The 21,628-nt window shown below is 46.6% G+C and carries 24 protein-coding genes; 7 read left to right on the top strand and 17 right to left on the bottom strand.

Going from position 1 to position 21,628, the window contains the following annotated elements; translation table 11 throughout:
- Positions 1 to 3: 3 nt before the first annotated feature.
- The 16 genes from CEX98_RS17800 to CEX98_RS17730 form a co-directional block, all read right to left on the bottom strand.
- A complete protein-coding gene (locus tag CEX98_RS17800; protein ID WP_099643357.1) occupies positions 4 to 6,471 on the bottom strand; it encodes a hypothetical protein in 6,468 nt (2,155 codons plus the stop codon).
- Positions 6,464 to 6,868 (bottom strand): DUF6950 family protein, encoded by a 405-nt coding sequence (locus CEX98_RS17795; RefSeq protein WP_099643356.1) that lies wholly within the window; start codon positions 6,866 to 6,868, stop codon positions 6,464 to 6,466. The genes CEX98_RS17800 and CEX98_RS17795 overlap by 8 nt, the downstream gene beginning before the upstream one ends.
- On the bottom strand, positions 6,846 to 7,436 hold the full coding sequence (locus CEX98_RS17790) for a hypothetical protein (RefSeq protein WP_099643355.1): 591 nt from the start codon (positions 7,434 to 7,436) through the stop codon (positions 6,846 to 6,848). The genes CEX98_RS17795 and CEX98_RS17790 overlap by 23 nt, the downstream gene beginning before the upstream one ends.
- Positions 7,436 to 8,041 (bottom strand): hypothetical protein, encoded by a 606-nt coding sequence (locus CEX98_RS17785; protein WP_099643354.1) that lies wholly within the window; start codon positions 8,039 to 8,041, stop codon positions 7,436 to 7,438. The genes CEX98_RS17790 and CEX98_RS17785 overlap by 1 nt, the downstream gene beginning before the upstream one ends.
- A gap of 103 nt (positions 8,042 to 8,144) precedes the next feature.
- Entirely contained in the window at positions 8,145 to 9,140 is a 996-nt protein-coding gene (locus CEX98_RS17780; RefSeq protein WP_099643353.1) for a hypothetical protein, read from the bottom strand.
- 6 nt (positions 9,141 to 9,146) lie between these two features.
- The gene (locus CEX98_RS17775) at positions 9,147 to 12,578 is read right to left on the bottom strand and encodes a tape measure protein (protein WP_242441744.1); all 3,432 of its coding nucleotides are present in this window, start codon (positions 12,576 to 12,578) and stop codon (positions 9,147 to 9,149) included.
- Positions 12,538 to 12,939 carry a DUF1799 domain-containing protein gene (locus CEX98_RS17770; protein WP_242441743.1) on the bottom strand — a complete coding sequence of 134 codons (402 nt, stop codon included), beginning with the start codon at positions 12,937 to 12,939 and terminating at the stop codon, positions 12,538 to 12,540. Before CEX98_RS17770 ends, CEX98_RS17775 begins: the two co-directional genes overlap by 41 nt.
- On the bottom strand, positions 12,900 to 13,223 hold the full coding sequence (locus CEX98_RS17765; RefSeq protein ID WP_099643351.1) for a hypothetical protein: 324 nt from the start codon (positions 13,221 to 13,223) through the stop codon (positions 12,900 to 12,902). Before CEX98_RS17765 ends, CEX98_RS17770 begins: the two co-directional genes overlap by 40 nt.
- Positions 13,224 to 13,228: 5 nt before the next feature.
- Complete coding sequence (locus CEX98_RS17760; RefSeq protein WP_099643350.1) at positions 13,229 to 14,128, bottom strand: hypothetical protein; 900 nt, start codon at positions 14,126 to 14,128, stop codon at positions 13,229 to 13,231.
- Positions 14,125 to 14,295, bottom strand: coding sequence for a hypothetical protein (locus tag CEX98_RS22915; protein WP_172439795.1), 171 nt, complete (start codon positions 14,293 to 14,295; stop codon positions 14,125 to 14,127). The genes CEX98_RS17760 and CEX98_RS22915 overlap by 4 nt, the downstream gene beginning before the upstream one ends.
- Positions 14,292 to 14,729 (bottom strand): phage tail terminator protein, encoded by a 438-nt coding sequence (locus CEX98_RS17755; RefSeq protein WP_099643349.1) that lies wholly within the window; start codon positions 14,727 to 14,729, stop codon positions 14,292 to 14,294. Before CEX98_RS17755 ends, CEX98_RS22915 begins: the two co-directional genes overlap by 4 nt.
- 11 nt (positions 14,730 to 14,740) lie before the next feature.
- Positions 14,741 to 15,184 (bottom strand): phage virion morphogenesis protein, encoded by a 444-nt coding sequence (locus CEX98_RS17750; RefSeq protein ID WP_099643348.1) that lies wholly within the window; start codon positions 15,182 to 15,184, stop codon positions 14,741 to 14,743.
- Positions 15,184 to 15,648, bottom strand: coding sequence for a DUF1320 family protein (locus tag CEX98_RS17745; RefSeq protein WP_099643347.1), 465 nt, complete (start codon positions 15,646 to 15,648; stop codon positions 15,184 to 15,186). The genes CEX98_RS17750 and CEX98_RS17745 overlap by 1 nt, the downstream gene beginning before the upstream one ends.
- A 59-nt stretch (positions 15,649 to 15,707) precedes the next feature.
- Positions 15,708 to 16,646: a capsid protein gene (locus tag CEX98_RS17740; protein ID WP_099643346.1), complete on the bottom strand. Its 939-nt coding sequence runs from the start codon at positions 16,644 to 16,646 to the stop codon at positions 15,708 to 15,710.
- Positions 16,647 to 16,656: 10 nt separating this feature from the next.
- Complete coding sequence (locus CEX98_RS17735) at positions 16,657 to 17,037, bottom strand: hypothetical protein (RefSeq protein ID WP_099643345.1); 381 nt, start codon at positions 17,035 to 17,037, stop codon at positions 16,657 to 16,659.
- Positions 17,037 to 18,179, bottom strand: a complete 1,143-nt coding sequence (locus CEX98_RS17730; protein WP_099643344.1) for a hypothetical protein — start codon at positions 18,177 to 18,179, stop codon at positions 17,037 to 17,039. Before CEX98_RS17730 ends, CEX98_RS17735 begins: the two co-directional genes overlap by 1 nt.
- A 151-nt stretch (positions 18,180 to 18,330) precedes the next feature.
- Between CEX98_RS17730 and CEX98_RS17725 the strand changes: the two genes are divergently transcribed.
- The 6 genes from CEX98_RS17725 (at position 18,331) to CEX98_RS17700 (ending at position 20,750) form a co-directional block, all read left to right on the top strand.
- Positions 18,331 to 18,615, top strand: coding sequence for a hypothetical protein (locus tag CEX98_RS17725; protein WP_099643343.1), 285 nt, complete (start codon positions 18,331 to 18,333; stop codon positions 18,613 to 18,615).
- A 5-nt stretch (positions 18,616 to 18,620) separates the two neighbouring features.
- Positions 18,621 to 19,028 carry a hypothetical protein gene (locus tag CEX98_RS17720; protein WP_197707206.1) on the top strand — a complete coding sequence of 136 codons (408 nt, stop codon included), beginning with the start codon at positions 18,621 to 18,623 and terminating at the stop codon, positions 19,026 to 19,028.
- 9 nt (positions 19,029 to 19,037) lie between these two features.
- Complete coding sequence (locus CEX98_RS17715) at positions 19,038 to 19,502, top strand: hypothetical protein (protein ID WP_099643342.1); 465 nt, start codon at positions 19,038 to 19,040, stop codon at positions 19,500 to 19,502.
- A gap of 7 nt (positions 19,503 to 19,509) precedes the next feature.
- Positions 19,510 to 20,043, top strand: coding sequence for a hypothetical protein (locus tag CEX98_RS17710; protein WP_197707205.1), 534 nt, complete (start codon positions 19,510 to 19,512; stop codon positions 20,041 to 20,043).
- 5 nt (positions 20,044 to 20,048) lie between these two features.
- Positions 20,049 to 20,234 carry a hypothetical protein gene (locus CEX98_RS17705; RefSeq protein WP_143484357.1) on the top strand — a complete coding sequence of 62 codons (186 nt, stop codon included), beginning with the start codon at positions 20,049 to 20,051 and terminating at the stop codon, positions 20,232 to 20,234.
- A 285-nt stretch (positions 20,235 to 20,519) separates the two neighbouring features.
- Positions 20,520 to 20,750 (top strand): hypothetical protein, encoded by a 231-nt coding sequence (locus tag CEX98_RS17700; protein WP_099643340.1) that lies wholly within the window; start codon positions 20,520 to 20,522, stop codon positions 20,748 to 20,750.
- Here CEX98_RS17700 and CEX98_RS17695 read toward each other — a convergent pair.
- Positions 20,747 to 21,106 carry a hypothetical protein gene (locus CEX98_RS17695; protein ID WP_099643339.1) on the bottom strand — a complete coding sequence of 120 codons (360 nt, stop codon included), beginning with the start codon at positions 21,104 to 21,106 and terminating at the stop codon, positions 20,747 to 20,749. The genes CEX98_RS17700 and CEX98_RS17695 overlap by 4 nt on opposite strands.
- 132 nt (positions 21,107 to 21,238) lie before the next feature.
- Here CEX98_RS17695 and CEX98_RS17690 point away from each other — a divergent pair, with 132 nt between their 5' ends.
- A complete protein-coding gene (locus CEX98_RS17690; RefSeq protein ID WP_099643338.1) occupies positions 21,239 to 21,628 on the top strand; it encodes a hypothetical protein in 390 nt (129 codons plus the stop codon).

Genomic DNA, 21,628 nt, shown 5'->3' with positions numbered 1-21,628 from the left:
GTGTTAACCTCTGAGATAGATGACCGCAGCCTGTTTGACCTGGTCAGGATGTGTAAATGTGATGGGGTGGCGCGCCTGTGCGATGGTGTAGGGCCGTTCAAAGTTCTGATCTGCTTGGCGCATTGCTTTGCCTCGCATCGCACTACTACACAGGTAATCACCTGTCTCGATATCGCCTCCATGCCCGCAAATGTTTAATACGCCCTCACCCAATGCATTGAACGAGATCAAATCGTGTGTATCTCGGAACTCTATAAACCGCTCAAAACCACGATATCCTCGTAGTGCTGCAATCTGATTGGTCAGGTCGGTGCGTGAGATAAATATGCCGCGTACGGCTCTGTCATTTGGTTGGGTGGTAGGTTCCATGGTACAAATGGCATTAGACAGGTCGGCAATATTGACCAATTCGATATCCTTTACTAGATCTCCAGCCTCAATTTGAATAGATTTATCTATCAGTCCTTCATGACCACCTGTAAATGGGCCAATAATGCCACGCTGAGAGTATAGCGCATACGTACCTTTTGCATAAATTGAAGCACCATAACCACTACTATTGGGGTTATAAATATACATACTGCCACTTATGCCGCTATTGGAATTTATACGCATTGCACTGGGATTATTTGCAGCGCTTGCCCCTGGAGGAGTAACAAATTGGGCATTTGAACTTACCTTAATCGCTTCAATGCCATCATTATTGATTTTGACATGTCCAGATACAGCTGTGATGCTGTCAATTGTGCCTTTTGCAGCTACAACTCCATTGGCAATCACAGTGCCATCTATTAATGCACTACCGTGTATGTGCAGGGAAGTTTGTTCCCAGTTGGAACCATTCCATAATTTTGTAGTTTGATGTGCAGGGTCACTAACTTTATAAATAGTAACAACATCATTAAGTACAGGGCTTCCTCCTGTACAACACCCATTTGCGATAGAATCGTACCAAGTACCAGAACTAGTCCCAATTTGAAACTTGCCCGCACCGCGAGAACCTGGGTCACCTTGGCGACCAGATTCACCTTTAGAACCTCGGTCTCCCCTAAACTTTGACCAAATGTAGTCTGTGGGGTCATTAGACTCAGATGGAGTTGCTTGATTTACAGCAATACCGATGTATTGGGTAGCATCTGTAGGGGTTTGATAAAGAGGGTTACCGCTTGGACTATCACTATAGGCAATCCACGTATATAGCGTTTGCCCATCTTGACCTGGCTCTCCTGGCAAGCCATCAGCACCAGAAGGTCCTTGAGCTCCTTTATATTTAGTCCAAGTGTAATCAGCAGGGTTGCTAGACTCCAGTGATGATAACTTGTTATATGCTATGCCAATATAATCTCGTCCATCTGGATAATTACTTATGCCTTCGCCTGAAGGGCTATAAGCATACTTTATCCATGTATATGATGATTTACCGTCCGCTCCAGGCTCACCGGGGATCCCTTGCGGACCTCGTTCACCATCTAAGCCCCGAATATCCTGCTCCGACTCAACAACGTAGTTACCTAACACAAGTCTACCGCGAAATACATGGACTGGTTTTTCAGGGTCCGCATTATCAACGTATGATGTTGGTACAAACGTGTTACCAATCATCACCCCCTGACGAATTATATCAGCAGCTAGATCTATACTACCTACATCGCCGTCATTGTAACCGGCTATTGAAACAATACGTCCTTCGTTATTGATCACCCAACCACCACGGGCAATCAGCTCTCCGTTTTGTGTCTCGAACGCTTGACGAATATCCGAAATGCTAACAGACTCATCAGCAGCATTGGTCAACGACAAGTTACGGATGTATTCAGCAAGTGGTCCATCGACCCAACTATGCCCAGCAGTTACACATTGTACGGCATCAGTTTCATTGGTGATGTTTCCATCATCGTCTATGCAATAGCCCACGGCTGCACGGGTATAAGTAATCGCACTGGCTAATGTTGCGGTGTTGTCCTGCTCTATCTTAGCGACCAGGTCAGTCCGTTGTTTCGCCAGAGCTTGCTCTTGGTCTGCTAACGCTTCAGTTACTGTTTGAAATGCCGCCTCGGTATTTGCAGCAAAAGCGCTAAAAGTCTGATCCCGAACAATGTTGGCATGGTTAACTTCAGCAAACGCTTCGGTTACATCGCTAAACGCAGCTTCGGTATTGCCTACGAACACCGCAAAACGTTCATCACGCGTCACACTAGCTCGCACTTCATTGGCAAAAGCCTTTGCTAGCGTCGTAATATATGCCTGATTTTGGTTGTGCAGGGCGCCCAGCTCCAACGCGTAGCTGGCTGTCGATGCCAACTCATCAGTTACTGCGTTCAACTTGTCTTGGGCCACTGATAGTTTGACATTCTGTTGTGCTAAATCGTTGCCCTGTACCAACTGATTATAGGCGGCTATTACCTCATTCAAACTCTGAGCATCATCAGCAAGCTGCCTCCCTCTAATTTGTACAATATTGCGGCTTATCTCTCCGGCAATAGCGTCTAGTGTCTGATCAACTTGGGCAAACTGATCATTAATACCACCATCTGCATTGTTATAAATGTTGATTTGGTCACGGATATAGCCGTCTGCAGCTGCTATCCAAGTAGATGCCGCATTGGCCTTTTCAAGAGTGTTATTGTCGCTCAGTGTCTGTAGGACAGTCGTAATTCCATATTGAGCATTAAATGTATTGATTGTGGAACTAACTTGGCTACTGGTTTGATAGCCCCGAGCATCCACCATAGCTGTTGCCAGCATCATGCTGCGCTCAACCACGGGGCCGTCAATCCAATTATGGCCAGCAGCCTCACAGGCCACTGCATTTTGTTCATCCACGTGGTTACCGTCAGCATCAACACAATAGCCAGTTGCGGCCCGTGTAAAGTCAATCGCCTTTGCTACGGCTTTACCGCTTTCGGTCGTTATCTCGGCGCGTAAATGCTGTTCACGTTCCGCACTCGCCTGACGCTCGTTAGCATAGGCACGACCCAGGGCTGTTACTCCAGCAACATTTTGGTTTTGCATTGCAATGAGGTGAGTCGTTTGTTCTACAACAGCACTGACATTATCAGACAGCGCACTCAACTTACTATTAGCGTGAGCAACCGTTACACCAAGCTCAGCCAACTCATTGTTGCGGAGTAGGGTGTTATACTCGGTCATTAAATCACTAAGAGATTTACCTGCGGCTTCTAGCTCTAGTCCTTGAATTTGAGTAATTGCTTGACCCATTTCTCCAGCAATTGCATCTAACTGATGCTCAGCCAATGCCAACTTTTGGTTGACGCCTTCATCCTCGTTCAGTAACTGCGTAACTTGATTTTTAATAGTAGCGTTAGCTCCATCTATCCAAGTCTGAGCGGAGTTTGCTTTAACAATTACATCATTGTCTGCCAGTTCTTGTAATGCAGCGCTTATACCGTATGTGCTGTTAAATGAGTCCAACGCGGCCTGCACGTTACTTTGCGTCTGGTAACCCTGCGCATTGGTCCAAGCTGTGGTTGCATACTGAGCCATACGGCCAGTTCCAGCGTCAAGCTCTTGCTCTATGGTGGTTGTACGCGCAGTGATATCGCGTAGCGCTAGATCATTAGCACCACGTTTACCCACCTCAATATAGTCAACATCACAGCCACCCAACTCAAAGGTCAGCGCGGTAATGGTACCGGTATATCCTGGTGTGCCCGTCGCGTCGATCTGGATAATTTCCCAGTCAAGGCTATTTGGCTCCGGCACAGGGATAGCATGAACTCCGCCAAAATGGATTTCACCAGCCCAAGTACTTTCTGGATGTCTGCGCACTCGCAACCTAAACATTGGGTTTTGACTAGCGCTGTACTCAATAGCTGGACTATTTAGAGTGTGACTACATACAACAAAGCCCAAGACATTGTGACTGCTATGACCAGTAAAACCCTCCGCACTGGTGTTAAATTGCCAGCTATAGGCTGGGGTTAGGGCTGCTATAGCTCCTGCGATTTGGGCATTCACTTCTGTGTAAGTGGCGCGCTGGTTGATTAGCCCAGCTTGTACCATAATCTGGGCGGTTGCTTCATTGAGCTGACTCTGGGTTTGTGTGATCCGCCGCGCCTCAAACGATACGCGACCATCAACACCGTTAATATGTGTTTGAGCCAAGGAAAATTGATTGTCGGTGTATTGATAGGCTCGGTTAACAATGACACCGCTATCTGGGTCAACGTAAACAATCGCATCTATCAGACGTTCATTGTCCAACATCTTGCGCTCGTACTCTTGCCGAAACGATGTATAGTTCCCCGTTACGTCAAATACTGCACGCTGCATGTCGGTTAGCGTTAATACCGTCTCATCCAGTTTGATGTTTACTGTGCGCAACTGGTTGGGAAGTCCAACGGCTAATGAATCATCCAGTATTGCAGTGACGTTTTGCAAACTCTGGATCTGATCAATGTTTCTTGCAATCAGCGACGGTAGATTTTGTTCAGTGCTCGGGCGTAGTCTATCGACTTGTTTATCTATATCACGGATCAACGTTTGCGCGTCTTCACTTAGCTTGGTTAATGGCAAGTCATTTACAAATTCACTTAAATTAACACTCGATGTCTGAGCAGTTACAACTAGCCAGTCGCTTTCCCCCATTAAATTGACAGTACGAACTTTGAATTTGTATTCGGTTTCTGGACTAAGTCCAATCCGATTGTAAGTTTGTGCATACACCATCTCACTTTGTTGGGGATCACCATCTGTACCTAAATACATCCACTGGTATTGCGTCCCAACGCCAACAGCGGGTAATGACGCGGTCAAGGTAAGTTGGTTATAGTCGCTGGTTATATTTACTTGCGGTTTTACCGGCTTTAGCACACTAAATTGTGTTGCGACTGCAGCTGATCGCTTACCGTAAATGTTGCGAGCAAAAATACGTACTGTGTAGTTGCCCATATTGAATGTAGGCAATGTTAATGCCGGGTAGGTAACCGCAGCTTTATATGCTTGATTTTCGCCGTCATCAATTTCTACGTCATACGCATATACTGCATCCGGTGCAGGGTGCGACCAGCTGATCACGCCATTGCCATCCGCATCTAAAGATACATTAAGGCTCTCTATAGATAGAGGTATACCAGGCACATAATCCGTATTGGGTGTTAAATCCTCAACACCTGGCACCATGCCATCAGCCCAAAGACCTGGACCATCTTCAATACAGCGGATAGTAACACCACGGTCGAGCCTAAAACGTCTATCGATTACGCGGTAAATCTTATTGTTTATATGATACTCGGGTATATCTACCTTAATGGTTCGCCCGACTGCCGCACGTAGGCCTGTGTGTCTTAGCGGTAGCTCAATGGCACCTAAGCGTGTTTGTTCTAGCTGTATAGCAGCGAGTCGCTGAGCGGTAGCGCTACTGCGCACAAAGGGGAGTGATAGCGTTTGCTCTAGTGGCTGGGCGTCTTGCTCTAGGTAAGACTGTGCAATCACTGGCGGTGCATCTGTACGCTCATAGTTTTGTTTGGGGTCAACGAATTGCGCACGTACAGTATTGGCGCGCTCGCGTAAATCCGCGTGCCATTTTATTTTTACATCGCCCAGCACATCGGCCATGGTGACGGTGTAAGTGGGTGCGCCGTACCAGGCACCCACGCGCACATACCACTGGCCCATTTGCCTAAATACTTTGCCGGCAAAACTCCGTTCAAGTTGCTGTAAAACCTCAAGTGGTCGTGAGGTAAATGCAAAAGTGCCATTGACTGTGTAACGGGGTTCTTTATGGGTCTCGCCTTGGCTATCGGTGTATTCCGCTTCTTCATCACACACGTTAGCCGCAGCTATCCACCAATTCATGGGCAGGTGACTAACTGGCACTTGGTTTGCCCCATAAAACCTAACGTAGTGCAGGGTGCACAGCACTGCATTTTGTGACCACTTCCACGTATTTCTATCGTCTGGATCTTGGCTTGCATCACGTGGATCCCACACTCTGGCACCACGAATTAAAAACTCGCAGTCGCTCACGCCATCAGGGAATACTTCACGGTTGTTTTCGAGCTCTAAAAAGATGTGCGCTTGGTCGCGACCGATGTGTTTAACAGTCCAGCCCTTCATTCGCTGTACGGCTAACTGTATTGCATGACTGTGGCGACCATCTGCAACAGCGTAGTCGTAAGAACCAGCTGGATAATCGCTAATGGGTTTATTGGCAATATAAACATTCTCAAGGGCATCAATCGGAGCACCGTTGATAAGCACAATCAATTGGATAAATTCTTTTTCACCACGCGTTACTGTGGCTTGGTGTGCAATCACACCGCCTACACGGTCGCGACCAAAGGTAATACGCCTAGGTTGGTCTATGCCTTTTTGCAGCCCTTTTGCTAGTGTGGCGACATCCTGCTCAGGCTGAGTTGCATCCGGCATCAAGCCGCCAAATAAAGCACCAACGGTAAAATCCCAAACACCGCCAACAACATCGCCAACTACGTCAACAACCTTACTCATGGATAAGCTCCAATGGGTAAACATAACGTAGCGCATCCAGCGGTAGGGTAGTCACCCCCTCATCAGATACACAATACACACAACCAAGGCCAACAATGCCACCAACCAGCTCACCATCATATTCACACAATGCCACATCGCCACGGGCCGCGTAGTCAATCGCAATAGGCGCTACGTTTAAACGGGTTTCAAAAGTATGTTTAAAGCCACTTTTAATGATGTTTAAACCCTGTTTAAATGTGGTATAAGCTCCGCGCTCGGGCGCTGGGTCAAACCCGTGATATGCCCGTATCCAATCCGCCACAAATAAACAGCAATCAAACTCGCCAAATTTAAATGGTTTATGCCAGCAGCTTTCCAAGTATTCATTTAGCTTAGTGGCTTTGGTTTTTGACATTGCGACCTCCAATACGTCTACCTGGTTGGGTGTCTGGCAAAATGGTACTGTTTGCAGCGACTTGCTCTTTGAAAAATTCATCCCCCGGGTAAAGGGCCTTTTGTGTTGCGTCATTCCATCGTTGATGTAGTCGAGCCTGCTGCCAGCGTTGAGACTCGCCAGTCACCGTTAGCTCAACCTTTGACAGCGCACCGCGCTCACTATCGCAAGCAGCAACACTGCCACTTTCAATAAGCTGAAAACCATCAACACGGTAATGCTCATCGACTACTACAAGCCAAATATCTACCTCAACCCCTACTGGGTCATTAGCAGCCACTTCGCCTAAAATCTCAGGGTTTGGAGTAGTGAGCGTCAGCCGAATATTACTTACTGAGTTGTTGTCATTGGCGGGTATTTCACTCACTTGGCCAAGTGCACCTAAGCCATACCAGGTTTGATATAAAAAGCGACGTTCACCCACGCCAGTGTGCAAGCGTAAGTTGCCAGTCTTAAATTTAAGGTCGACAAAGTAGCGTGGGTTGCCACGCGCTAAACGGTTAATTAGCGAGTCTGCTACAGCCTCCATTAAAACGCCTCCCTACCACGTATACGCCAGCTGGTTACTACACCATTTTTATATTGGGCATCGGCTAAGCCTTGCTTGTTATCAATCAACCTAAATACGCCTGCAGGGCGCACAAAACAAACAGGGGTATTGTGTGCAGGAATACGCCTAAGAGGCGACTCAAAACGAAGTGTCGTTGTACCAGTTGCAGAGGGGAGTACGTTTTCGGTTAAGATTTTTAGTTCAGATGCTGAGCCTGTACCAATCTGAATTTTCTCGCCAGCACGGGCGTATACCTGCCCAGCAGGTAAGTTAGTCACCGGAAGTGCCGCACCGTCATTGTAGCCACCATACACATATGCGGTTGTGTCTAAACGTTCTTGCTCACGGCGGTAGTCATGCATCAAGAACCTACCAACACTGCCACGCAAAGAGGCCAAAAAGCCATCGAGCTCAAGGGCATCGCTTTCTGGCACATTGGTCAATTCAATTTCAAACTCCCAATAGGCACCCTCGTTATCGAATACTTCAGAGGCATTATTGGCTTTATTGATGTGCAACTGGCTATTAGGAACCAGTCTAAAAACGCAAGATTTTGGGGGCTTAGGTAGCGGCAGATGCTCCATTATTTCTCATCGCTCGTGTTCGAATCGTTAGAGCGAGTGTAAAAATTAATGGAGCCAAGGGGAGTAGGGAAAGTGGTTTACATAGAGTTACCAGACAGCCGGTCTAGATTATCAAATCTCTTACTAGCTTCTCCAAATGATGTGAAATCAATTTTTCACTTTCACTATTACAAATAGGCTTGTTTCTGATAGATTTTTCAAAATAACAATACAAGAACATTAGCAGTTTATCGCCAAAAGCTAGCCTAACTGCTCTATAGCCAGCACGAGTGTAACTCGTTTCATTATTATTTTTTTTATCAATTTCCGTTAGTTCTTGACAATGTGCAGCAATGCTTTCGATTAAAGTATAAAAATACCTATTTCGTTTAGAACTAAATAGTGCGTTCTTTCTTAAGTGGTTCTTTAGCCCATTGTCAATATCTTCAAAACTTGAAGCATTATTGTAACCCGCACCTTTATCGAAGCCCTGAGTTTGAACGGAGTAAGAAAGTATCGTATTTAGCATTTTTGGGTTATTTTCTCTCAGCTTAATTGATATATCATCAAAGTTTGATTTGAAATGAGCCACATTTTTATAATCTGAACCTAAAGGTGTTTCCACGAAAGACTTTAACCCGCTTTCATGTCCAGCTCGACATTCCTCCATTACTAAAACCTCTCCATCGACAAAGAAAAGTGATTCAGCTTTCAAGTTATTAATTGCTTTTTCGCAAATCTTATCTAGTCGCTCTAATATTTGACTACTTGCAGTAACGCTATACATTTTGGAAAACTCAGTGTCGCTGGTTCTCCAAGTTCTATACAGCAGTATGATAGTTGTCAGCAACAGAATAGGATTAAGAATATTGTTAAAGTAGCTCGCCGACTTCTCCCATACATCAAGGCTAGGTTCTAAGCTAAGGTCGAATCTGCTTATATAGAATAGATAAATACTACCTATTGGAAAAAATAGAATTGAAAATAATAGTGTTCCATAATCCACTCCTTTTTTCTTAATACTGTCAGCATTCCACTTGATAACAATCACAGTCACTAAAAATATTGATATAAGAGCGAAGATCGCTCCCCCCACAAACCATAAATTATTCCAGTCCATATTTTTCTATGCCACACGTCGAATGCTTTGAATAATAACACCATTTTCTTGAATGTCTTGCAGGATCAACCCTCTAATTTGATTTGCCACATCATTTCCGGTTCTTTGTGCACTGACCTCATCTGTTGCGCCCTGGACGATCACATGGTTGGTGATGTTAAAGCTTACGTTGCCACCACCTGATTGTGCTCTGTTGCCCGCGTTGTAGTGGCGGGCCATGGCGCTTACTTCAATGTTTTGCTTGGGTGATAACACCCGCTCACCGCGTTGTAATAGGTAGGTACTCTCGTTTGGTACGTAATCTAAACCACCATGGGCAATACCCGCAGCCGGCTGTTGCGACTTAATTTGGCGAACTTGTTGTAAGCCCATTGCAACGGCGGCAGCTGCGGCGGCCGCGCCAAGGGCAGGGCCCACAACTGGAATAGACGCAAGCGATGCATATGCACTGGTAGCAGATTCATAGGTTTTAATTAATGCCTGGCTAATGGCAAAGGCTTTGTACATTTTAAATGCGGTTTTGCTTTGCTGGCCCATGGCTTTTAAGCCTGCCATACCAAGCCCTAAAACAGCATCGGTTTTCTCTGCTGCATTTTTCTTCTCCCAGTTAGCAAACTGCACTAGGTGCTGCTGCATGGCACCGGTATTTTTGGTCTTTAACTGCATCAAGCGCTCTTGATGGTCCCATTCGCGTTTCTCAACTTCTGAATGGAATCCCTCAGCAGCGAGCAGTTCCTGTTGGCGCTCGATGTCGCGGATTTGGTTGTCGGCGTTATATTTTATTTCGCCTTTTTCATCGTTTGCGGCTAAGCCAAGAGACTGCCTACGTGCAGCATCGACTCGAGCCTGCTGCCTGGCTTGCTCAACCGCCAGCTGATTTTCGTAGGCTGCAAGCGCTTCACGGTTAGCGTGACCCTTAATTTGTGCTATTCGGTTTTCAAGCGTTGCGCGTAAATCATTACGGCGCTTTTCTTCTGCTTGGTTTTGTATGCGGGTTTTGTCATTCTCACGCTTTTGTGCCAGGGCTTTTACGTCTTCAGTGTGCTTTGCGTCTAGCTGCTTTAAAATGGCATCGTATTTTGCTTTATTGGCTGCATCACTTTCACGTGCAGCAATAACCATTTGCCGCCGCTTTTCATGGCTTGCTTTTAAGCGCGCTTCTTCATCCAATAGACTCAATTGCAAGCGCTGGATATTTACGGGTAACGCGCTAGGTTGCGTATTCGTTTCTGGCTTCTGTGTAGGGGTAGGTTTTGCTATCTCGCCTTTTAATTGCTTTTGTAATGTCAGTAGGCGGTTTTGCTCTGCAACTAGTTGCTCTACCTTGGCCTCTTGGAGCGCAATTTCCTCGTTCGATTTTTTGATTTGGTTCTTTGAGAGTTTAACCCGCGCCATTTGGCCAACGCCAAAAATGGAATTGTTTGAAATTAAGATCCCATTTTGCACTTCGTTTTTAAGCTGTTTTATCTCTTGCTTGGCTTCTTGAATTTGCTTGCTGGTTGATTCAAATGTGCGGTTTACTTCAACAAGCCTTGCAGCACGCGCTTTTGCTGTTAGCGTCTCAAATCCGCCTGCGAGTTCATCAACCTTACTTTTTAATTCACTGGCAGAGCGTGCACCGCTATCGCCTTGTGTCGCAAAGTAAGCTATAGCTAAGCCTGCTGTAACCGCAAGACCAACAGGGCCACCCAATAACCCCATTGCGCCAGAAAGCGTACGAGTCGCAAAACTCGCTCGGGTTGCAGCGGCTGTATACGCAGTGGTGGCTGCTGTGTGCGTTGCTTGTGCAGCTGCTGCGCGTTGATTGGCTAGCGCTAAGTTATGGATGGCATTGGTACGCATCACGGTATTGCGTGCCATGGCTAGTTGGCGCTGGGCGGCTTGCTGTTGTTGTATAGAGTGTTGTAGTTCAATAGCTGCGTTGCGCTTGGTTTGTGCTGCAAGTTGTACTTGTGCCTGAAGCGCTTTATGCGTTGAAACTGCGTTAGATGTAAATGCGGCCGCTGAACGATACGCGCTCCCAGCTAAGCGGCTACCAATTACAACCGCAAGTAGGGTGGCCGATGTGGTTAGCCCATCTACAATCCCTTGGTTTTCACGTAGCGCTTGCATTGCCTCGGTAATGCTACTTACCACCGTAGTTACCGCAAAGTTTACGGGTTGCTCGTAGTGGCGGATGAGGCGTTGGTACTCGTTGCTCATTTCAGCAAACGAGGCATTGATTTTACCCTCAGTGGCTTCAGCTGCACCGGCATAGTCATCAAACGCTTTAATAAGGTACTGCTTAAACATTTGGCTGGTGACTTTACCGTCGTTCACCATTTTCCTAAAACCGCCAGCTGCTTGCCCCGCCGCTTTGTCTAATTTTTGCATTAAGCCTGGTAAAGGCTCAGTGACCTGGTTGAGTTCTTCAGCACGTAGCACGCCCGCAGTCATGCCTTGCGTCATACCAAATAAACTTTGTTCGAGCTGTACATTGCTCGCCCCAGTTTTAGCAGCAGCATTTGCAAAGCCCTCTAGTATTTTTATACCTTGGCTTTGCGTTACAACGCCCGCTTCCTGCAGGTTTAGAATACGAGAGTATGAATCGGCTAGGGTGGTGTACTTGGTATTGAGTCTATCTGCAGTCGCAAACAAATAGTTTTGAACTGCGTTATATTCTTGAGCAGAACCGGTGAGCCCTTGCAACCGCGTGTCTAAAAGCTGTGCATTGCCGGTATCTCGCACAAACATAGCAGCCGTTCCAAGGCTCAACACCGATGCAATACTTCCCGCTAGTTGATTATAACCAGAGCTTAACTGCCCCAACTGGCTATTCACTTTACTCTGTGACGCGCCTAACTGCTGATTTGCGGCAACCAACTTTCTGTTCGCATTGCGCTGTTGCTCAGTGAAACGTATAGACTGCTGCTGATTAGTGGACCTATTTTTGGTCGCTTTTGCTACTTGGTTAGTTGAGTTTGTAACGCTTTGGTTAGTTCTAGCCTGCTTTTGGTTTTCATCACTACTACGTTTAGCCGCTTGGTTAGCCTGCTCATTTGCCTGCGCTCTAATTTTTTGGCTTTTGGCTGTTTGCTCTGTAGCTTGTATTAAGTCTTGCTGTGATGTTGTTTGGCTTTTTACTGCTGTTATTGCACGTTCTTGGCTCGTTACACTTTCCCTAGCAGTGGAAGACACCTGTCGATGTGCTTCAGCAATATTCAAGGTAGAGTGACTATGTTGACGCGCAGCTTGGCTACCGCGTTCCATAGCGTCAATTGCAACGGTTTGAGCGGCACTTACTTGGCCTGTTGTTTTTGTTAGTGCCTCGTTAGCACTGCTGTGCGCATCTAACGCTTTGGGGATCTGATTTAACTCAGCTATGTTTTTCTGAGCGCCCTTAGTAACCGCTCGACCATCATACTTTAAGCGTAACGCCAGGTTCAGTTGGTTTTTCATCGGGCCGCCTTATTAATCCTACTATCAACCGCTCTAATTGTTGCAGCTTGCTAAAATCCGTTGGTGTGAGTGTTATGTCTGCGTAGCGCCAAGCCACTTCTGCCCGGGCATAGTCTAGGGCGAGCTCCATACCTTGCTTACACAACTGCCACTGTGTGCCGGCAGTGCTCAGCGCCAAGACCGCCGTCCAGTTCTCAGGGAGTACATACAGCGAGTCGGCCTGTGGCTTGGTTTTACTTGGCGCACCAAAGTGCGCTTCGTCGTCATCTAATATTGGGTTGCTGGTTGCTAGGTCACCCACATACCACCTAGCAACGTCGACTAGTTTTTTTCCTGTACGCGGTATTGTGCGTTTACGCATTCAACCGAGAGCCGCCCGGCGATAGCCCCATAACTCAGTAGTTCGTCAAGTACATCACGCTTAAAGACGACTTGTGTGCCGTCATCCACAAAGTTGTCCCAACCAATCAGTAACTCGCGCACAATGGCGTCATCTTTTTTACTGCCATCGACCAATTTGGTCATCTCAGCTTCTGGTATGAGTTTAATTTTGGCGTCAAATTTGAACTCAACACCGCCAAACTCAAAGTTGATAGGAGCCAAGATAGTGGCGTTTTTTAATTGCTCTAATTTCTTTAATTTCATTTGGATCACTCAAATACTAACGTTAATTCATCATAGCCTGCGCCACTTGGCACCAGTTTGCCATCAAGCTCATAGCCCGTTAACTCACTGTCTAAATTGGTATATTTAGGTGTAGGGAGTTGGTAGCGGCCAATGAGCGTAAACTGTTTACCGGCTGTGGTACCGTGGCTAAACTCAAAGTGCTGCACCTTGCCAATGTCGTTAAATGGGTTAAAATTCCCCAAACTATCGGCACTTACCGTCATTTGGGCTTTAGACTCATGCCCGGTGAGCATAATGGCCTCATGGTTAATGGCACGGTCGAAGATCACATTATTACCAACATCCACCGTGAGCTTATGCAGCACGCGCGACACCTCATTAAGCGCGAAGGCCGAGGCGCACTCCACGCCTAGTACCTCTGGCCGTTGCCAGCGGTTCCAGTCAACAGCTGGGACAGCGGCCGATTGCACTGGTGGGCTAAACAAGCCTTTAAACTGCCAGTTAAGCTTAGGTATGCCTTTTTCTAAATTGAGCGATACATTGCCCAGCATTTCACTGATTTCATGGGTGTTTTGCCCAAAGCGCACTAAAGCTTTGGCTTTGCTCGCATTGCCTAATGCATAGGTCACGCTGGTAGCATCGGCGACTTGCACAAACCCGCAAGCCAATAACAGTGGCGCGATTGCTGGCGCTTGCCCGGGTGTGCCACACATTGAGAGTGGCGTTTTAAAATTTAAGGTTACGTGCTTACCAAAAATCACATCCAAGCTTGCACCACTGTGTGCGGTTTCGAGCTCATCGGCTTCGGTCTCAGACTCAATAGCAAACTCTACTTCACTGGCATACACCGCATGTTGGCCTGTGAGCGTGGTGCCAAGTGCATCAACTAAAAGTAACTTGTCTTTAAATCGCCAGCTGCTCATGCATCACCTCCTGGCAGGAGAGTGTTGCCCTCAACTTTGTACGCACCGCTTACATCCTGCGTACGGCGCTTTTCAGCCAATAGGGCAAGCGCGTGGTTTGCCACATCTCGCGTTACCTTTTGTGTTGCTTCTGGCGGCTTGGTTTCGGTTGGTTTAGGTTTTGTCATGGCATGGGCCTCGCGTTTACGGTTACGTAGCCGGTTACTTTGAACTGGCACTGGTAAATTAGGGTATTAGTCGTACTGTTAAACTCCACAATCCGGCCTCTGTGGGGTGCTATGGGTTGCCAGTCGTCAAATTTAACGCCAGCAAGCGCAGCTTTTATTTTGTTTCTCAGCTCTGCAATTTGGTTATTGGCGTATTGGTTGCCACCATGGCACGGTATTACAATCATCACGGCAAACAGCTCTGTTATGTTGTAAATCTGCTGGCCTGTAACTGCGTCTTCCGGTGCATAGTCATCATCTAACGGCAGCACAAAAACAGAGGCGGTTTGTATTGGGTGATTGCGTACCTCGTTAAAATCGGCTGCGGCTCCTACGCGTAAATTAAGCTGCTTTAAAAGCCGCTCCACCTTGTTTAAATCAAAATTAAACTGCATTTAAACCTCGTTTAAACTAGCCACCCGGTCACCATTTCAACAATGGTACTGGCTTGCGTTTGCTCTATACCTATAATTGGGCGAGCGGGCAGGGTAACGCTATGGTTACGGCCAGCCTTACCACCAAAGTGGTGAATAGCGGCGTATTCTTCTCCCAAGCCGTGTATTAGTTCATCACCCTCAGGCTTGTGCGTTATCGAGCCCACCAAACCGCTTTTGTCTGTGAGTGTTAAACCAGGCTTTTCTGGGTCTCGGCCTTTACCTGTTCTTGCCGCTTCAGACTGCTCCCACCTAGTACCGTCTGGCGCAAGCTCGCTTAAAAATCGTGTGGTTACGTCCTGATCTAAAAATGCACCTATGTCGTCTAGGATGTCAGTTGGGTCTCCGCTCTTATGGCGTAGCAACTGCAGAATGTCGAGCGCATCACCAGAGACTTCAACAAACACCCCAGCCATTAGAACCGGCTCCAATCAAAGTTAGAGGTAGGCTTTGCGGTGCGCATTGTGCCGTGGCTTTTTGGCATCGGCTTTTTAATTTGAATGGTGCCAGCATTGATTTTATCTAGCATCTGCAGTGCAGCCTTTTTACGGGCCAGTTGTACATCTCCCGGATTATTGCTTAGCTCATACCACATTAGCTCTGATGCAATACCCGGGAGTAAAGAATCTGCAACTTCGCGCTCTGATAAATCGTATTTAGCCACATAACCCATTATCACCGCATTTACGTTGGCGGCGGCCCCATTAAACCATCCGGCGATTTGCATCTGGTTATCGCCAGCAGGCTCACCTAATAATGCTGCCTTAATGTCTTCAGCAGTCATGGGATTATCGTAGTTTGGTTCTAACCGGCCTGTTGCACACTGCAGCAGGGTAGACATACCAAGTAAACTAATAATGTGGGTGGCAGATACAAACATAGTGACCTCATAAAAGGCGGGCGACCCCGCCTTTGGCTCTACTTTAAGGAGTATGGAAATTAAGGTGCTGGTGTTAGCACGTCGGTTAGTAGCATGCCGCAGTCTTTAGCAATGATTTGCTCTTCGACTGACTCACCTACCATTACCTCAGTACCACCGAACAGGCCTGCAGAAACAGGCCGATTACCCGACACTCGGTTTTTGTATCGAGCGGTCAACGCAAAAGTCATACGCTTGTTTTCAAACCCAGCTAATGGGTCGTGATATGTAAAGGCGAGGTTGTCACGCCAGGCTCGTTCAAATACTGGCGACTTACCTTTTTTAGCGGTATTAATACGGGCTTGACCAATATTGATATGCTCAATTTCTAATTGGTCTTTAATAAACTGCCAAGGCACTAAGCCTTCATCACCTAACGAACCGTTGTACGCTTTAATCATCCGTTTGTTGGTTCTAAGTTTGGTGGCCACTTTAAAAGACATGGTCATGGCATTAGGGCGCATGAGTGGTTCGTCTAGTAGTTCAAGCAACCATGGCAAAATATCTAAATCAGGGTCATCAATATGTTTAAAACCAGCGGCACTGAGTTTATGGTGCTTACCAAAGTTAGTTGGATCTGCAAATTTGTCAGCAACGCGTACTTCACGGCCCAATAAGATTAAATCAGTTATATTCTCTGTAGCCACGCTTAGTGGGCTATAGCCTTCTGGTGCGTTGTCTACATCATCGTTGGGAACAACATCCGATAACCCGTGGTCAGTCACTGAACCGGTTTGGTCATTAAACGTAAACTCAACCTGGTTAGGGCCAGACTTACGGCCAATTTTAGTATCTGGTAGCGTAAACTTTGCGGCCTTCTCGTACTCGCCCCATTTATATTCGCGGCGATTTACAGACGAATACGGCATCAAGGTGTTGGCGATCAACGCACGGTTATTGTACGCAATTGCAATCGCCGTTTGATGGGTGACTGGGATAAATGGCATGCCATTACTCATAACTCAATCCTTACTTAACAATTAAAAATGGGGTGACGTGAATGTCAGCAATAGTACCGGCGTCACCTTTTTCGAGCACTTTGCCCACCACGTTAATGGTGTCGTCTTCAGCAAACGTTGCTTTATCAAACGGAATGGCTCGGCCTTCAGCATCGCTTACCGCCCATTCGCCACCGTCAAAGTCGCCCCCTAGCTCAACGGGCGCAATTCGGTCCATCACCACATCCACGCGTAAGTGGTTATCTGTGCCTTGCTCTGTTACGCCCAGCGCATTATCGGCCACACCTGCAGCAGCGGCTGCCATAAAATCACCTACAGATACCGCCACAATTCGGTTAGGTTTTATTTCGCCTGTGGCCGCAAAATTACGAATTAATCCAGGAATGGCCATTAGCTTGCCTCCGATTTAATATGATCCATTGCCGCGCTAATGGAGATTGTGCGGCCTTTGTCGGCTTCCGACTTTTGAAACTCAACCGCCTTAGTGGCAAGTTGCTCAGCAGTAAGATCGCCCGGTTCTTCTTTGTCGTCCTTACTAAAGTCCTTGGTTAAGCCTTTTTGCTCTGGCAACGCTTGCAAAAAGCCCTTAAACCAATCAACTGGCTTACTGGTTTTGTCACCATCAGCCGCCGCAAACTCAAACGTTTGCTCGGTATCTTGCTCCAAGTGCGCCATAAACTCCGCCAAGCCTTCGGTATTGGTTATGCGCGGCGCTTTACCACCATTGAGCGTGTTATCAATAAACGTTTGTGCCGCTGATCTGCGCTGATTAAACTGGAGCTCAGCGTTTTGTTTATTCGCCGCGTCCAGTTGGGCCTGCAATGCCTGTTCTTTTTCGGTTGGTTTTTTGTCACTCACTTCGGTTTCCTCTTGTTGCGGGGCAGCAAACTCGCTTTGCGGGTTAGCTATGCTTTCTTGATGGCGCTCATGCTCTGCCAACGTCACTTGCTGCTGAATATGCTCAGCTTCCCAGTCGGCAAAAACCTTGCTGGCTTCTTCGGCACCAAATCGGTCTGTAATAAAGGTTTTAAGGTTGGTAACAAGGCGAACTAAGCCTTGCGCGCCATCAAGGGCGACTTGTTCAATTCGGTCACTGGCAGCAAACTCAAGCACAACGGCTTCACCGTCTTCATCTTTGCTAAACAGCCATTGCATGCCATCAATGGCAGGGGGCTTACCGCCTAAAAATCCAATATGGCCGAGCTCGTAACCATTGTCGGTTTTGCGTAGGCGCACAGAGCGGTTAGGGTAGCGGGCCTTTTCAACCGCCTCAGCAAAGTCAGCGTCTACTTCTTCCGCTTTGGCGTAAAGCGTATCGCCCTCTATTTTTAGCTCTTCAGCCCAACCCCACGCTGGGTCGTCTGTTTTTGGGTGGCCAACCACCAAAGGGGAGCTGCGCTTTTTAAAATTGCTCACCACGCTTTGTAGGTCTGTTTGGCTAAACTCCGCCGTTTTGCCGTTTGAGTCGGTATGTTCACCTGCTCTAAAAATTTCAAACCAATTGAGTTTTGTGTTGGGTCTTTTTTGCGCCATTGCCTTTGCTCACGTTTAAATCTTGGAGCTAGGTTAGCGATTACATAAAGGGGAGGGAGTAGGGAAACTGGTTTACATAGTGTGCAACTGCACCAGTTATTTAGACTAAACAGGCTGTAAAAAACGATCAACAACTTTTTAAGAGGTCCCAATGAACCAATTTTCAAAACTGTTTGAGTCTAACGGCTTTCAGGTGCTCGTTAAAAAATCAACGCACGACACCAACGACGGCACCGTGCCTAAGGTGTCAATTATTACCCGCTTTAGTGACGATGTAGAAATGGATTTTGGTATAGAACTGGAGGCCGACATCGACCGCTGCTGGGAGCAACGAGACAAGCTTTTTGACGGTATAAATCAAACCTCAGTTGACAACATCTTTGAAAATCTCTCCCCAGACATGAGCTCTGAGGAAGTACTTGAGCATATTTGGTGATCACTATGTCGAATACTTATTTACAAGAGCAACACAGTAAAGCCCTGGCGTTGATTGCTGAAGGCAAAACCGGTCTCTCCTCACAAGCGCTAGCATTTAACTTACTCAGCCTAAATACCACTAAAACAGACCACCCACACAACCCCGCAGACTTTAACCGTTGCCTACGGATGATTTATGCCGTTCCTGCAGTTAAAAGCAACCTCAAAAGCATGAGTAAGGTCAGTGCCTATTGGGAGGCATTAGTCGAGCATTGGGATCAAATAGAGCAATGCTTTTTGGATGAGGCAGGGTTTGAGTGGGAAAAGTCTAAAAAGGCCCCAAAAACCTACAAGTTAATGCGCTCAGTTCTCGATGTCGTAATTCCCCGTAAAGGCGATATACCCACGTTTTCCATTAATTTGTCTAAGTAGGAGATGAACATGTTTAACCTATTCAAACTTTTTAAAAAGAAGCCAAAGAAACAGTACAAACTGTCTGAGTTTAGTTTTCGTCGTGTACATAGGGGTCGCACACAGGTTTATCATACAGCAACAAATGAATGGCTAACCTGGCATTTAATTGTTGATGACGTATTTGACGCAGCGGGGGAGCATGTGACCGAAACTGACTTACACCACGCACTCATTGATACCATATTCAACGTTACGCATGTAGGCTGCGACTTCGCTAAATCTGACGATACATCACGCACCGTTGACGCCTCCAACATTCCGTTCAATTCTGAAAACAGCCCGTTATCTAGCGACAGCGCATCACGCGCCTTTGATTCTGCCGTGTCTAACCTACCAAGCGGCAGCAGCAGTGGTTCTAGTTGGTCATCTGCCTATGATTCGGGTTCGAGCTCATCATGCTCTAGCAGTTCTGATAGTGGCTCGTGGGATTAGGTTAATTATGCTAGTTGAATTTAAACCTTACGGCAAAGGCGCTCCAGTATACGTAAAGACAGCACGTATTTTAACTGCTGAGCCCTACCACTCAGGTGAAACAGACTGTGGCTCTATCATCTATTTAGACAATGGGACTACGGTACTGGTAGGTGACTACCCGCGTGCAGTAGCGTTAAAGTCCGATAAAGTGATAAGTCGGTTTGTAAACGGAGCCCTATTGATAACGCGTGAGCGTAACCGCCAGCTTATTGAAGAGGGCCACAGTACAGAGCAAGACGACCAATATAAAAATGGCGCACTTGCAATGGCTGGAATTGTATACGCAACTGTTGCCAGTGTTTCTCCTGAGCTAAGGGAGGAATACAGGCAGGTTTTTAAACAAGGGCAACGAGTTCATCATTGGCCTTGGGACGGAAGTAACCCCAAGTTAGAGCCTAAAGACGATCTAGAGTCCAGGATAAAAGAACTGACTAAAGCGGGGGCGTTGATTGCAGCAGAAATTGACAAGCTACAGAGAAAACTGCGAGCACAGGAGTAAAAGTGATGCTAGTCCAGTTTGAACCATATGGCCTTGGTGAACGCATCTACGTCAATACTGAACGCATTACCTACGTTGAACCATATAGTAGTAACGCTAGCACTGGCTCAATGCTGCATTTAGATGATGGTACTCAAGTGTTGGTAGGTAACTACCCAAATGAGGTAGCCGATAAAATCAATGCCAAGTAGCAGCAAGCGCGGTAACTCTTACCGCGCTTTTTACCACCCAATCACAAAACAACCCAACACATTCAACTGCAACCATGTTTAAAACACGTTTAAACGGCGTTTAAATTTGTTTAAACCACTTCGAGACGAATCAGTCTACTGCAAATTAGTTAGCGCCCGTTAGAGCGCGTTTGAGGCGTTATTTTTAAAAAGAGGGTAAGGCTGTCTACAAAACTTACTTTGTGATAAAAAATAAACACCCTGAGCGTGGGGCTGCAGGGTGTTTAACTCTCTTAAGGAATAACTATGTTTAAGAACAAAAATCAATTCATCGCATACGCTGCTGTGCACCTAATGGCAGCAGACAATCACTCAACGTCAAAACTTGCTCCCGAAGAAGACGCGGTACAAGATGCCATTAACCTATACAGCCAACTTAAAAAGCAAGGTATCAACATTTACGCGAGTACTAAAGATGTCGAGTTTAGTGAAGACTACCAAGCAACGATAGACAGCTTAAAAGACACAAAAAGCTAATCTGCTACCGCCTGACTATGCAGCGTAGTTAAGGTTTTTAGTAAGGCGTCGTAGAGTTTGTCTTGCTTGTTTTGTAGCTTAAAAAGCACCGAGGTGAGCGGTAACATAGGAATCACAGGGCGAGTGCCAAGCATGGGTGGAGCGCGCTCCGCCTCTACGACCTGTTGAATGCTGTTATAAATTATATGGTTCAACGCCTCTTTAACATCATCTACTGGCTCTGCCGCGCCTTTAAAAAACACCTTAACCATTTGCCGAGCTTGCGCCAGTTCTTCTGGTGTTAGCTGTGCTAAGTCTGCTTGTGCGCTTTCCAAACACGCAACAACGGGTTTCATCACTACCGTTACATCACTCATAGGCTCCCCTTGGGTTTAAGTAAATAACCAAATACAAAGCCAAGCTTACGCGCGCGCGAGCAAGTAGCGCATATAGAAATCACTTTACATACGGTGCTACTGTAACTGCATCATCAACAACAAGAGAAAACCATGAAAAAAGAGATCCATGAGTTTAACGAGCAGCTAAACAATTACCTTAAAGCCCGTTTCAACTACAAACGGCGTGTGAGCAAGGTCACCGTGCTTGAAAATAAAATAGACGCATGGAAGAAAAAAGTAGTTCTATACATAAGATACAAGCCCAATTATAGCCCGTATTTACCCAACACCCTGGTACTTGCTCGAATTGGGTTTCATCAATCACGCAAAGGACATGGTACAGATTTGCTCAAGTTCCTAAAGCAGCAAGGAGCTCAGTATGGCATAGAGCATATTGCTGTTGAGATGGTGAATGAAAACTCCAAAGCCTTTTGTAAAGCATCTGGATTTGAAGAAATAGCGAAGGAAGTATGGAGTATTCCCGTTGCAAAACTAAGATAA

The organism is Pseudoalteromonas piscicida (genome assembly GCF_002744175.1).
Lineage (GTDB): Bacteria > Pseudomonadota > Gammaproteobacteria > Enterobacterales > Alteromonadaceae > Pseudoalteromonas > Pseudoalteromonas piscicida_B.
This window is presented reverse-complemented; position numbering and strand designations above follow the sequence as displayed.